Source organism: Mesorhizobium sp. M7A.F.Ca.MR.362.00.0.0, assembly GCF_004023175.1.
In the GTDB taxonomy this organism is placed as follows: domain Bacteria; phylum Pseudomonadota; class Alphaproteobacteria; order Rhizobiales; family Rhizobiaceae; genus Mesorhizobium.
In genome coordinates this window covers 1-12449 of the sequence record NZ_RZTF01000010.1, presented here as the reverse complement: position 1 = coordinate 12449, position 12449 = coordinate 1, and the positions used below count along the sequence as shown (strand labels likewise).

Below are 12449 nucleotides of genomic sequence, written 5' to 3'. Positions count from 1 at the left end.
TCGTTGGAACTCAGCTGCCGGAGCAAACTTAGTCATCGGACTGCAGGCCCGATCTGGAAAACGCCAGCGCCAGTATCGCGTTTCTAACCGTGGCGGTTTCGGCGGCGATGCTGCTACGCAGGTCCTGATCCAAGACCTCTAGCCGCAGTCTTTCTACCGCTGCGTCGGCCGAAGTTCGCCCGGCCGCCTTGCTGAAGTTGATCGTGCATACCGCGAAGCCGCCTTCGATCGTGATCTCAACCGCAGCGTTGCCGGTTATCCGATACGCTGCGCGCTTCACACAGTCGAGGCTGAAGACTGACAGATCAAACTTGACTTGGGCAGTCTGGACGAGCTCGCTATCGCGAGAAGTGTCCGCCATCAACAATAGCTGTAGCCAGAGCAGTGAGACCCGTGACTAGCATGGCTCGAATGGCTGGTGTGGTACGCCATGATAACGTCGGTACCATTTGAGCGGTCGAGCACCTCACCGTAGCCGAGGTCCGCCGGAACAGTGCCAGCTTCGGCGAGCTTGGCCGAAGGCTGATTTGCCGATTCGACAAGGACTGCAGCCTGAACTTGGCCGCCGAGAATCATCGTGGCCGACAAGGCCATTGGTGACAGGAAATTGCGCTTCGACATTATCCAAACCCCCGTTTGTACGGACTCATTAGCAAAACGGGCCAAGCCGGGCAAGTACCGATTGTGGAGAAGTGCTTAAGAGATCACTAAATGCTCAGACCAAATACTGTATTGTGGTGATGACGGGGTGCCGTCTTCTGAGCACAATCGATTGTCATTTTCGCCCTAAACGCGGGAATTCACCGCCCATAACCCGCGCAACATAAGCTATCGCGCCGTGCTTTTTGATTGTTGCAGCGTCGCAGCTATCGCAGCAAGCGGTGTGGTGGGTTCTCGCCGCACGTGTTCCAAAAACCCATTCAAGGATCAGCTCTGCAAGGCTCAGTTTGTGCCGTCCCTCGCTATCGCCGAAATAGCTGCGGTACGACTTACGAAAACAAGAAGTCGAGCGGAGCATTCCGGCCACTTGATCGATGTTCCGGGTCCGCTGCTCCAGCATGACCGCTCTTTGGTGTTCATTCCCCGGTGCATTCGAGACAGTCATCTCGGCCATGAATTTGAGGCGTCCTGTATCACCTCGGCCCTTACCGTCGTGGAACATGACCGAGACCGACGGCTTTCCATCTCTTCCAGCGCGGCCAAACTCTTGCAACAGGTCTTCAACAGATGCTGATTGTTGCCAGTGCACCACCAACCGCACGTTAGGAACGTCGAGGCCCATGCCAAAGGCGTTGGTGCAGACAATCTGATTGACCACTGGGCGGCTCTGCCCCAAGAAGCGCTTCACGAGTTCCTGTCGTTCCCATGCAGTTCCAAGCTTGGAATGATAGAATGGGATGTCCAACCCCATCGCCGACAAAGCAGTCCGCAGTTCGTTACCCACTTTTACCGTAGGGACGAAAATCATTGCCTTCTGCCCCTTCAACTGGGGCAGCGCCAGCATGGATGCTATTTCCTGCGGCCGCTGTTCCGATCGGCAATGCCGTCGCAACATCGCGATGTTTGGCCTATCCACGTCGCGAACGAACACCTTTGCGTCCGGGATGCCAAGCGAGTCGAGAATCCGGTCCTGCATTTCCTTTCCAGCGGTGGCTGTGAAGGCCAATACCGGGGGAGCACCGAGCTTTTCCCGAACTTCGCGTAAGCGGCCGTACTCGGGGCGAAAGTCCTCACCCCAGCGGTCAACGCAATGGGCCTCGTCTATGATCAAAAAGGACGGTTCGCTCCGCTTAAGCTGGTTGCGCTCGGCATCGTTACGAACAAAAAACCGCTCCGGCGCTACATAGAGGAGCTTTATGGCCTTCAGGCCAAGCAGAGAAAAGCGGGTTTCCTTCTCTTCGCGGCTGAGATCACTGTTGATGAACGTTGCCGGTATCTTCTTCCCGAGGAGGTCGGACACCTGTTCGGACATCAGCGCCTTCAAGGGAGAAACAACAAGGGCGACGCCACGCCTAAGCACCGCGGGAAGCTGAAAACATAGGGTTTTGCCGGAACCTGTGGGACTGACGACCAACACGGATTTTCCCGAAAGCGCCGCCAATATGATCGGCAACTGACCGTGACGAAATCGCTGCAGCCCAAATAGGCGTAGAGCAGGTCCAAAGTTACCTGTGGCTCCGGTCACCACTCCTTCGCGGTCCAGCCATCTCGCGAGCCTCACGGCCCATCTCTCAATCGCCCGTCTTGCCAGACCACCAGCCAAGTTGGGATGATGGCGCGCGTGGCAGCCGTCGCGGAGGGTGACCAAGTTCGACATTTCGTCGGTTCCGCCCATCGAGCGGGGGAGCAGATGGTGTACGTCCGCATCCGCTGACTTGAGTCTGGTGCCGCAAGACACACAGCAATAGCCGTCACGGTGCAAAACCTGCTGCCGGATCATGGACCAGCTATTGGATGGCACGTTCAGATCAAAATTCCCCGATTGTAGTTTGCAGGTGGCAGGGTAGTCCCTCGAAAGCATCGAAAGTCTACGCGGAATAGTGAGAGGTCTCAGTTAAAACCGGGTGTAGGAAACTCTTGACAGGTTTAGTGACCGGAGGCATTGCCGTGCCGATAAGGGGATTTGGGCAGCATGATAAAACTGATTTCAGCGTTATTGGCCGCCATTTTCCTCGCCGTCTCACCGGCAGGGGCAGAACCTAAATTCGGCGACTATCCAACCAAAATGTACCTCAAAGGGAAGTCAGCCCTGCCAAAGTTCGCGGGGTCCGCTGCTCAATTCAAGACGAGGATTCGGAACGGCATGAAGCCCGGTCCGAATTACGGCGGCCATTTCTCTGTGATCGAAATCGGCTGTGGCACGTCTTGCATTTTCGCGTTTCTGATCGATGGCCGCCATGGGAGGCTGGTCGATTTCCCACTCGGCGGCGAGGACAACTACCAGCTTCAACTCCGCTACGGCATCGACAGCACTCTCCTGCAGGCTGACTGGATGGACACCAGCAACGACAAGTACGACACCTGCGTTCGCCGCTTTTACGATGTCGGATCAGGGAATCTGACGAAGAGCTCTGAGACCACGTACTTGATCAAACCGTTCTCGTTTTGCGGCCAGTGACAACGGATCGGGTCGCGCGTCTCAGGGCTTGCTCTTTCAACTAGAACTCGCGCGTTTGTGGCAAGCGGGAGAACGGCTTGCTAGATTGTAGGCATGGCGGCCGAGAATCAACACTACGTCCCTAAGTTCATCCTGCGACAGTTTCTGTCCGACGAAAAGCGCGAGCAGGTCTCAGTCTTCGACAAACACACGGGGAGAACATTCGCCACGTCCATCAGAAACATGATGGCAGAACGCCGCTTCAACGACTTCACCTTCGACGATGAATGGATCGCCTCGTTTGAGCCTATCGCCTGCGCCGCAGAGGACCAAGTTCTACCCAGCTATCGAAAAGTGCTAAACGATCGGCAACTCGACAAAAGCCCCGAGCAGAAAGCCGCGTTGGCGATGATGCTGGCGTTCCAACTTCTAAGAACAAAGGCCACCCGCGATCAATGGCAGGCAATAGAGGAGGCGCTCGTCAAGAAGGTCGAAGAAAGTGGCGGGAGAATGCAGGATGTTCGAGGGTGGGAAGACTGGCAACCTATGACCGAGGATAGGCTCAAGAGAGAACACCTTCTGAGCATTCAGGGCAGCATCGAGGACTATGCCCAAATCATCGCCGCAAAGGATTTCGTGCTGGCCGAGCCCGCGCAGGGGCGTAGCTTCTATCTAGGTGACAATCCGGTTTGCCTTGCCAATGCCCTTGATTTTGGTCCGCGTGGCAATCTCGGCTTAGCCGTCCAAGGCATCGAGATCTATATGCCGCTGGCATCGGACCTCATGCTTTGCGCATTCTGTCCATCCATCATCGAAGGGTTGAGGGAAACCCACAAGCGAAGAAAGGACGCTCGACAGGCAGAGGCAGTGTCGCGTCTAATGAAAGGTCAGCTTTCCGCAGCCGGGATGAGGCAGTTTCTAGACGCGGCAAAGGCCACAGCAAGGCCAGTCGAGGAACTGCTTTCGGCGGCTGCAGACGGCCACCCTGTCTCGTCGAACGATGACAATATGGACTATTATAACTCCCTCCAAACCTCATATGCCTATCGCTACGTCGTGTGCCAGCAGGCGGATTTTGCGTTGGCGAAAAGTTTCAATAGCGAGAACCCCGACTTGAAGCGGGGGCGCAGAATTCAAGTGGCATAGCGACATCTGGGGGTAAGGAGCGGCCAACCAAGTCGGGCATGGCTGCCAACACCATACCCGAGGTTGCCGTAAGAAGGCCCCGAATCAGTCGTTCCGTTCAAAGAGAAATTAGGTAGTCGCGAGACCGCAAAAATAGGTTAACGTACAGCTGTGGTGGGACTGGATTGCCGTCATGAGAGCACGTTGCGCATACCTCGCTTTAATCGTCGTTCTGACGGGCTGCGGTCCATCTCAGGAGGATATCGCCGCCAGCTGCCGGAACAGTCCTGACGTTCAGAAGTGCATCGACCAAAATAAGGCCGTTGTGGACCAGGATCTGGCTAAGGGGACAGACGCCCAGACACCGTGACGATCGGCACCGCTCTGTCCAATTTTTAGCCCCCTTGGACCGCTCGGCGGTCCGTTGGATCATGTTGTCGATCGTCGAGCCTGCCGTGGCTGCGGTTGTTCTCACAGCGCGTCCGATCCATCAGGGAATCCACCTCGACCTCTCCGAATACCGGATGAAGCCCGACGGATAGTAACAGAGCATCCGCTTGCAATTGCGGCAGCGCAAACGCATGGGCTTTCCTTCGTGCGGTTCTCACAACGTGATGCAGTAGACCCTCTGGCCATCGATCGGTACGAAGCTTGGCGCCTTGATGGAGAGCTTGGACTTTTTCCCCCCTTCGTATTTCAGCCGATTGGCCGCCTTTAGTTGCCTCAAGATCACTTCGCAGTCTTGACCCAACTCAGCTCGAAGGACCGCGGTTGGCACATAGTAGGTTTCCGCACCATCGTCCTTCTTCACGTACGCGAACGGAGGTTTCCAGAAGAGGAGATCTGGCGCGCCACGGCTCAGATCCTTAATCCGGTCGGCATACTTCGCCAAGACAGGCCGAATTTGTTCAATCGCCCAATCGATATCCCCAGACCGGGAAGTTGCGCTTCTCGGGTTGGCCAAACCGAACATGGTTTCCACGGCCTCGGCAACGGTGTGATCAAAAACAGGCAGCGCGGCCCATTCCTGCGCCAATCGACCGGCGGCGTAGGTCAGAGCAAACGTATTGAGGACTCGAGCAGGTCCGCCGTTGTTCCGATTTCGGGAGCGGAACTCGTTCATGAGCAGCTCGATTCTCTCACGAAGAGCTTTTGTCCCGCCGCTCTTCGTGAGTTTCGCTACGGCCCGAATGAACTTGCGTCCCGCCGTGCCGTACTGCTGATCGCAAAACTTTCTTAGTTTGTGCATCGCCTCCAGAGGTTCAGAGAACCCCTCGGGGCATACCGTCATTATCGGCCCTTCAAACGCGATAGTACACGTACGGCTTCCCGCTGCGGCGACAGTGTCGGCTGCACCTTGCATCGCGTCCTTCGACGCCTCGTTCGCCGTGGTTAACAGGGCTACCTTGACGCCCTTTTCCGGGTTCTGGCCTAACCTACGTCGGCCCGAGGATGACGACTGTTTGAATGCCATTTTGCCGGACGACTTCAGCGATGTGTCCATTTCGTTCTGCTCATCAAGCAGAAGCATCGAGTCACGGGAGAGCCTGCGTAGGTCGTCAAACGACATCTCGGTGAAGTTGTGTGTGTCGCCGCCTCCTACATGGCTGCTAGGGTCTCCTGCGTAGACGCTTGCCGCCATGATCGCGAATGTGGTTTTGCCACACTCTCGCGGCCCGACAAGCTCGACGAACGGGTTGAGCACATAGGAAGGCGCAAAGCGCAAAAGAGGGCCGACAAAAGCGTAGCTTAGCAGGAAAGCTGCCAGCCGCTCACCCCCGACAATCCTTTCAATACCCGTCTTCCATTCTTTGATTTTCCCGACCGGCTGGAAACGGATGTCGGGCTTGAAGGTGACCAGGATTTCGCCGTCGTGGCCGTCCTCCCGGACGAGCGTACCATCGCCAAACACGTAGATACTGTCGCCCACCCACCCCGGCCTGCTGGCTACAAGGGCATGACGAACGGTCGGATACTCATCCACCTTGGCCAAGAGGACACTGCGAGGCTTGGAAGAAAGAAAGGCGTATCCAGCATCCACCAAATCGGCGAAAATGGCCTTTTCGTTCCTGACGAGATCGGCGGCCGAAAACCATACCGCCGCGTCGTCGGTGCCGTATTTGATGTGGATGTGCCCCTCTTGATCCCGCACCTTGTCGAGGATCCGCGGACCGTTTGCTAATTGTTCAGTCACGGTTTCTTCCCTACCTGCTGGCATCTTTTCTGCTGGATTTCCCACCTTCCCACCTTTCCCACCTGTTTTGTGCGCCTCGCCGAAATTGGCGTTCGGCGTCACCCGTCCCCAGCTGCAGTTATGTGGAGCACAGCTCCAACATGACCGTTGAGGCCATCAACCACGCCCCCGATGCCGTATTCCGAGGAATTCGCGAACCAACTCGCGCAAATCGGCAGCAAGGAACCGCCGCATCAAACCGGGCTTAAAGCCCACCATGATCACCAGTTCGGCCGTGCCGCGTTGCGCGTACCATGCAAGCCATTCTGCGCGCTGGGATGCTTGCATCACGTTGCGCTGCCGACCTTGATTGCCGCGGCTATCTTCGTAACCAGAGCGCGTCTCAGGCAGGAACTTGGTGAAATACAAACCGGAACCCCCGGCATGGTAGACAGGATCAATTCGGGAATTGTGACGAGGATGACGGGGGACCACCGCCTTCAGCTCCTCGCGGGTCGGACCTTTGATGATCAAATGGACGTGGGGCTCGAAGAGCAGCTTACCGTCCACTTCGATCAGCGATACCTCCACGATGCCGAAGACCTTGGAAGCGACCCCACGCTGCCCCAGCCGTCGATGGATCGTTTTGACCATCCTCAACGCGGCCGCAGGCCTAAACTGGTCGAGCGATCCTACCGGCTGCCGGTGGCGAATCTTCGCGAGGGCGACCGTGTGCACGTTCTCGCCATCGGCGAAAAGGGGCATAACCTTTGTCAGCACCGTCAACCGGGCGCGGAAGCGCTCATAGACGCAGGCAGCACTTTTTACCGGACCCCGCTGCAGACTGTCGAAGCCATCATGGATCGCAGCCTTAAAGGTGCGGACATCGAGACCGGCGGCCCGAACGTCCTTGACGGCGTTGGCCTGCTTCGTCGCCATCCCATTCACGGAAAAGGTAACGGAGGATGCGTTGCCCTTATGGCGGCGCCCGGCAGCCTCTGCCGCAGCAGCGGCCTCTGTCACGATGGCCTTTAGCCGGTCACGGATATCAAATTCATGATCATGAATGAACTTGGAGAGCTTCATTTCGCATCCGGAGCGGGAGAGTTAGTTCACGACCCAGCGGGTCAACAAAAAGACCGGCGACCTCGAAAGATCGCCGGTCGCAATAGCTACGCGGCCTCAGGGATTCTGAAGCGCATCGCCGTGCGGTACTGCCGCTCGAACTCCGGCGAACCGGTTAAGAACCAGCCATCTTGCTCCTGCTCGATTGTGAGAAGGTGATTGGCATCGGAGGCGGAAACGAACACCCTCAGGAATTCCAACAGCGACATGCTCTGTTCGCCTGCACTGACCATCGCAGCCACTGCCTGAAGGAAGGTGTCCGTAAGCTGCTTGGAGTACGAAACGAATCCGATGACTTCGTGTTCATCGTTTTCCGGGTAGACAAGATTCTTGAGAAGTTGATCAACGCTTGGGACTGTAAAGCGGTAATCGTCGCAGAGGCTGATTTCCATCAAAGTGAACGCGTCTCGCGCAGCAGCTGTGAGGTAGACTCTCTCCATTATGACGTGGTCGAATTGCATGAACAAAAAATCGAGGCACGTCTCTGTATCTGTCATTGCTTTCATTGCATTCTCCAATTTTCGGTATGGCTACGCCTCACCCAGCCTTTACAAGGCGAGGCTTTTTGCCGGTGCAGTTCTGTGTGTAAGAAACAGCCGGATACCCCGGCCGAAGCGCTGTTTACTGGGTCTGTGCCATCGGTGCTCCTTGTTGATGTGCGGGGCACCGATTGCACGAGATGAGGCCACTTGATCGCGTAAACCCGCGTAATTACGCGGCTGGTGAGATAGGTTTTTTAAACACCCCCTTGAGACCCGGTTGCAGCTTAATCCTGTTCCACGCGTCGCGCAGGTTGTTGCGGACGCTGCTCGGGGATATCTCCAAACCGACTGCCGCTAAGTCGGCCAGGATCGATTTCAAAGCTCTCCCATTTTTCAACACGTGAGGATCGTAGCCATAATGCTTCACGGCCATCACGAGGATCATTCGGTCCAAAGTCGGCTTGTCGCGAGGGGCGGGTCTCCCACCCAAGCCCTCACCGCCTTCGGGAAGGAGCAACTCGTTCTCGAAAGTGCTTGGGAAATCGATAGTCATTCTACTGCAAAGCGCCTTCAGCTTGTCACGTTCTATCCCCTTCGGAATCTCGCCCAGTTCGATCGCCCTGTTCACGATCGACAGAAGTCGACGGAAGTTTTTTGCAAAGGGCGATTTCCTGAACGGCTTCAGGCTGCGGGCATTGACAGAATGAGGGTCCTTGTCGAGCAAAAGCGCCACTGTTTCCGCTGCAGTCCATTTCGGCAGACGGCTCCAGTGCGCGTAGTCGGGCCGAGCAGCTTTTTGTGAGAAGAACCTGCCTTCGTCGAGAAGGCTCTCGTGGAGGTTGTCTAACCTGGAAGGACGGAGAGAACGGAGTCGCTGTTCTTCATTCAGGAGCAGCTCGAGCGTTCGCTTCAATCGCTCGGCGTCGGCTTGAGACAGCTTTGTTTCCCCGTTGGGGCCCTCACTGTCATCAGAAGCCTGCCAAACTGTTTCGGACACACAGCTCAGGTTTTCGGCTGCTGTGTTCAGCCAGTCCTCGGTGAATCGGGGGCCGGAATTGTCGGCAATATCGACTGCCCACAAAATGGCTTCTTGGTCTGGAAACTGGCGTTCGAGGAGGGCCATGATTTTGCCGTTAGTGCTCATTTCGCACCTCCGGCGTTCAGGGCCACAAGTCGCTCGGACGACGCGAAATCGTCCAAGATTGCGCAAGCTGTGTTGCATTTTCGTACTCCGCAAAAAGCGGGACCGATGATGATGGGAGAAACGAATCCAGCAGCACCGATCCCAGATTGATTATTTCTGGTGATTTGGCCGAGCTGAACCGCAACGTGCGGCGAAGTCCGTGAGCTTCTTGGCTCTCCAAAGGAGAACTCGGCGCTCGGCCGATGGCTGCTGCCATTCGTCTAAGGTGGGAAATAGGCAATCACTTGGTCATCCGCAAGGGTGCCTACAAGGAAAATCGCAATTGGCAGCCCCCTCACACCCGCCGACGAAATGAGCAAGGCTGCTGGAAGTTGCTACAAGGGCAGCGATCGCGCCAAATTACGCGCAGAAAGAAAGTGGCTTATCACTGTGGCCGCGACGCAAAATTCTGATTTGCGTCAACAAGTGAATAGAAGGGTAGCTTGGCAAGCTGCTCGGCCATCGTTTTGAGCGTGACCTCGCCGTAAGTATCGGCAACCGTCCGAGCTGCCTGACCTTGGATTGCGTCAAGGATTCGCGGAGGAATACCGGCTTCCATGCCGACTGTTTTGAAACGGTGACGCCAGCCGTGGTTCGGCGCCACGTTCGGATCTGGCACGAAGGCCCGCCCGAACTCGGCGAGTCGGTTTTTCAAGCCTCGCAGAGCCCCTCGGACGTTTTCAGACGAATCGACGTTCAAGAAAAGATGGCCGCTTGCAGCCTCTTGCACAAAAGTAGGGAATCCAAGGTCTATCACCTGCTGATGGACAGGTACCTCTCGAGCTTCATTGGTTTTCACCGTTCCGGCCTCGGGTGTAATGCGAATGACCCAAACTTCGCCGCGCAGGGATACATCCTGCCTTCGCAACTGGGCCAATTCGCCTACACGAGCTCCTGTGAACGCACACAACCATGGAATCCAACGCTTCGCCGCAAATGTCTTCGGATTTTCCTGCCCTCGCTGATGAGATAGCGCGCCAGAAAGGATCGTTTTGGCCTCTTCATCCGAAAAGCCCTTCGATCTATGGCGAGCAGGCTTTCCGACCTTCAAGGTCACACCGACTGCCGGGTTATGGCCCACGAGACCGTTGGCGACCCCCCAGCCGAAGACGACTTTCAGAGCCGAGAGATTGCTATCCTTAAACGTCTTGGCGGCAATTATCTTTCCGGTTTTCGGCGACGGTGTGCTCAGTCGGTGATCTTTGAAGGCAATGATATCCTTGGCCGTAACCGTCGATGCATCGTTGTGTTTCAGAAACCGAGCAAGATAGGCAAACGCATCTCTGTAGCTCTCATAGGTACTCGGTTTTCTGCCCGCTGCCTTGCTCTCCTTCCACCAGCCGTCCACGAGCCCAGTCAAAGTCGCTGTGTCAGTGCTCTCCTTTGTCACCGCCGTCTTACGCGACCGATTGTTGGTTGACTGAGTATCTGCCGAGCGATGAAGCCACTCGGGCTCCTCCCCGGGCTCAAACTCGCCGCGTTCAAGCCTTTGCAGCGTTAAGCTGGCTCTCTGCAGCGCGGCCCCCACTGCACGTGCCGTCTTGTCGATACTCCACGAATCGTCGCTGAAGCTATTGCCAACAAGAATGTCCTTTGCCCGGCTGACGCAACCGGCCCGCATCGACTTCCAGAGCACGTTTTCTATCGGCATCTTTCCCGGAACGGGATCTGCGATACCTTCCACGCCCGGAACAGGATCAACTGAGGGCAGGGGATACTTTGTCCACATGCCTTCGTAGAGATCGGTGTGCCAGTGAAGCTGTTCGCTCGGATTGTCGCGGAACCTTGCAATCCATTCGTCATGGACGGTCTGGGCAAAAACATGCGCCTCACGGTCTGTTATGAGACGTGGGGTGCCCTCAATGTCACCGTCCGGGTCGTCTCTTCGTGTGAGGCTGCCTCCGAGACGTATCCGCGCCCACTCGCGCTCAAATTCAGCGAGTACCTCGATAAATTTCCGCTTGGCCTCCTCGGGGTCTTTTGTACCAAGGGTCTTGATGGCTTCCTTGCGACCCGTCAGCGCGGCTATGTCCGCTGGTACTCGCTTTCGGAACCAGTAAACGCCGGTCTTAGGATGTTTTGTTGGACGGCTCATAGCTAGGACCATGTGTAACACCTGTGTGTAGCACTCGGGTAGCCCTAAGCATTTAATTTTGCTGGTTTTTCAGCTGCATCAACACTTTAGGTGGGTGATGGTGCCCAGAGGCGGATTCGAACCACCGACACGCGGATTTTCAGTCCGCTGCTCTACCAACTGAGCTATCTGGGCCTGTTCCGGCAAACGAAAACTCGCAGACCGGAACTCATTGAGGCGCCGTGGGGCGCCCCTTGAAAGCGCGTGGGTTATAGCACGGGAATTCGGCCTGTCCAGCGCCTAGTGGGCGATTTCAGGCAGGAAAAGCGACGCCGTGCGGTGCCCCGGTTTCCATGCCGCTTGCGGGCCGGAATCGGGCACGGCATGGCACGATGCGGCCTTCGCCATCCCTGTCCGTGCCGCTGTTGCCGGCTGACATGCCGTGGCACTGCCTTTAGCCGGCGATCGAGGCGCACAATGCTTCGCGGCTCAGACCCGCATTGGTCGCCGCTACCTATCTGGCGCCGGTCACGCCTCTACGAAAATCGGAGGGCGACATGCCGGCGAGCTTGCGGAACGACTTGTTGAAGGCGCTGAGCGAGCCGAAACCCGAATCCATGGCGACGCGCAGCACATTGGCGTCCTGATGCATCAAAAGCGCCTGCGCATAGCTCAGCCGCAACAGGTTCACATACTCGTTGAGCGTCATGCCGGTGGATTTCTTGAACAGGCTCATGGCATATTTGGGATGGATGTCGGCGGCCGCCGCGATGTTCACGCAATCGATGTCGTAGAGGAAGTTTTCGGCGATGAAATCGCACATGCGACCGACATTGCGCGACGATTGCTGGTCGAAGGGGCTGCCTGTTTCCTGGTCGTTCGGAGTTGCGGATACCAGCCGGTAGGGCTCGAACCGCACCCGCTCCAGCCGCAGCAGCAATTCGTTGACGGCATGTTCGGCCTTGGCCTGGTCGCCGGACCGGGCGTAGCGGTTCCAGCGCTCGAAATTATGGTTGTCGGACTGGTCGGTGGCTGATGTCACCAGTGTCGCGCCGGTCATCAGCCGGTGCCTTATATCCGTGGGCAGGTGCAGCCGGAAGAAATGCACCAGCGGCAGATGCGCCCCGGCATAGATGGCGTCGTCGGACAAATCGTCCATCTGGTGCGGCAGGCCACCCCAGAACAGGCAC

At 56.8% G+C, this 12449-nt stretch carries 11 protein-coding genes and 1 tRNA gene; 2 read left to right on the top strand and 10 right to left on the bottom strand.

The genetic code is table 11. The features are described 5' to 3' along the window. Positions 1-28: 28 nt before the first annotated feature. The 3 genes from hxsD to EOC06_RS02790 all read right to left on the bottom strand — a co-directional run bounded on the left by hxsD (position 29) and on the right by EOC06_RS02790 (position 2440). Positions 29-361, bottom strand: a complete 333-nt coding sequence (gene hxsD, locus EOC06_RS02800; protein WP_128307019.1) for a His-Xaa-Ser system protein HxsD — start codon at positions 359-361, stop codon at positions 29-31. After that, positions 361-621 carry a hypothetical protein gene (locus EOC06_RS02795; RefSeq protein ID WP_127218519.1) on the bottom strand — a complete coding sequence of 87 codons (261 nt, stop codon included), beginning with the start codon at positions 619-621 and terminating at the stop codon, positions 361-363. Before EOC06_RS02795 ends, hxsD begins: the two co-directional genes overlap by 1 nt. Before the next feature lie 154 nt (positions 622-775). Further along, positions 776-2440 (bottom strand): RecQ family ATP-dependent DNA helicase, encoded by a 1665-nt coding sequence (locus EOC06_RS02790; protein WP_128307018.1) that lies wholly within the window; start codon positions 2438-2440, stop codon positions 776-778. A gap of 192 nt (positions 2441-2632) precedes the next feature. On the opposite strand from EOC06_RS02790, the gene EOC06_RS02785 reads away from it, so the two are divergent. Both EOC06_RS02785 and EOC06_RS02780 read left to right on the top strand, forming a co-directional pair. Next, positions 2633-3118: a hypothetical protein gene (locus EOC06_RS02785; protein ID WP_128307017.1), complete on the top strand. Its 486-nt coding sequence runs from the start codon at positions 2633-2635 to the stop codon at positions 3116-3118. A gap of 93 nt (positions 3119-3211) precedes the next feature. After that, positions 3212-4243 (top strand): DUF4238 domain-containing protein, encoded by a 1032-nt coding sequence (locus tag EOC06_RS02780; protein ID WP_128307016.1) that lies wholly within the window; start codon positions 3212-3214, stop codon positions 4241-4243. A 583-nt stretch (positions 4244-4826) separates the two neighbouring features. Here the strand turns inward: EOC06_RS02780 and EOC06_RS02775 are convergent. The 7 genes from EOC06_RS02775 to EOC06_RS02745 form a co-directional block, all read right to left on the bottom strand. Continuing rightward, positions 4827-6518: a DUF927 domain-containing protein gene (locus tag EOC06_RS02775; protein ID WP_128307015.1), complete on the bottom strand. Its 1692-nt coding sequence runs from the start codon at positions 6516-6518 to the stop codon at positions 4827-4829. Between the two features lie 54 nt (positions 6519-6572). Continuing rightward, positions 6573-7481: a hypothetical protein gene (locus tag EOC06_RS02770; RefSeq protein ID WP_128307014.1), complete on the bottom strand. Its 909-nt coding sequence runs from the start codon at positions 7479-7481 to the stop codon at positions 6573-6575. 86 nt (positions 7482-7567) lie between these two features. Beyond that, a complete protein-coding gene (locus tag EOC06_RS02765) occupies positions 7568-8026 on the bottom strand; it encodes a hypothetical protein (RefSeq protein ID WP_128307013.1) in 459 nt (152 codons plus the stop codon). Between the two features lie 205 nt (positions 8027-8231). Further along, on the bottom strand, positions 8232-9146 hold the full coding sequence (locus tag EOC06_RS02760) for a hypothetical protein (RefSeq protein ID WP_128307012.1): 915 nt from the start codon (positions 9144-9146) through the stop codon (positions 8232-8234). A 424-nt stretch (positions 9147-9570) separates the two neighbouring features. After that, complete coding sequence (locus tag EOC06_RS02755) at positions 9571-11280, bottom strand: DUF6538 domain-containing protein (RefSeq protein WP_206631149.1); 1710 nt, start codon at positions 11278-11280, stop codon at positions 9571-9573. A 98-nt stretch (positions 11281-11378) separates the two neighbouring features. Beyond that, positions 11379-11454 (bottom strand) — tRNA-Phe (locus EOC06_RS02750). Positions 11455-11773: 319 nt separating this feature from the next. Beyond that, positions 11774-12449, bottom strand: a 676-nt coding sequence (locus EOC06_RS02745) for a helix-turn-helix domain-containing protein (RefSeq protein WP_128307010.1), incomplete at its 5' end; no start/stop codon positions are given.

Coding starts and splice junctions, on each gene's coding strand:
- EOC06_RS02785 (WP_128307017.1), top strand. CDS start 2,633: ATGATAAAACTGATTTCAGCGTTATTGGCCGCCATTTTCCTCGCCGTC.
- EOC06_RS02765 (WP_128307013.1), bottom strand. CDS start 8,026: ATGAAAGCAATGACAGATACAGAGACGTGCCTCGATTTTTTGTTCATG.
- EOC06_RS02755 (WP_206631149.1), bottom strand. CDS start 11,280: ATGAGCCGTCCAACAAAACATCCTAAGACCGGCGTTTACTGGTTCCGA.
- EOC06_RS02770 (WP_128307014.1), bottom strand. CDS start 7,481: ATGAAGCTCTCCAAGTTCATTCATGATCATGAATTTGATATCCGTGAC.
- EOC06_RS02760 (WP_128307012.1), bottom strand. CDS start 9,146: ATGAGCACTAACGGCAAAATCATGGCCCTCCTCGAACGCCAGTTTCCA.
- EOC06_RS02795 (WP_127218519.1), bottom strand. CDS start 621: ATGTCGAAGCGCAATTTCCTGTCACCAATGGCCTTGTCGGCCACGATG.
- EOC06_RS02780 (WP_128307016.1), top strand. CDS start 3,212: ATGGCGGCCGAGAATCAACACTACGTCCCTAAGTTCATCCTGCGACAG.
- EOC06_RS02790 (WP_128307018.1), bottom strand. CDS start 2,440: ATGATCCGGCAGCAGGTTTTGCACCGTGACGGCTATTGCTGTGTGTCT.
- hxsD (WP_128307019.1), bottom strand. CDS start 361: ATGGCGGACACTTCTCGCGATAGCGAGCTCGTCCAGACTGCCCAAGTC.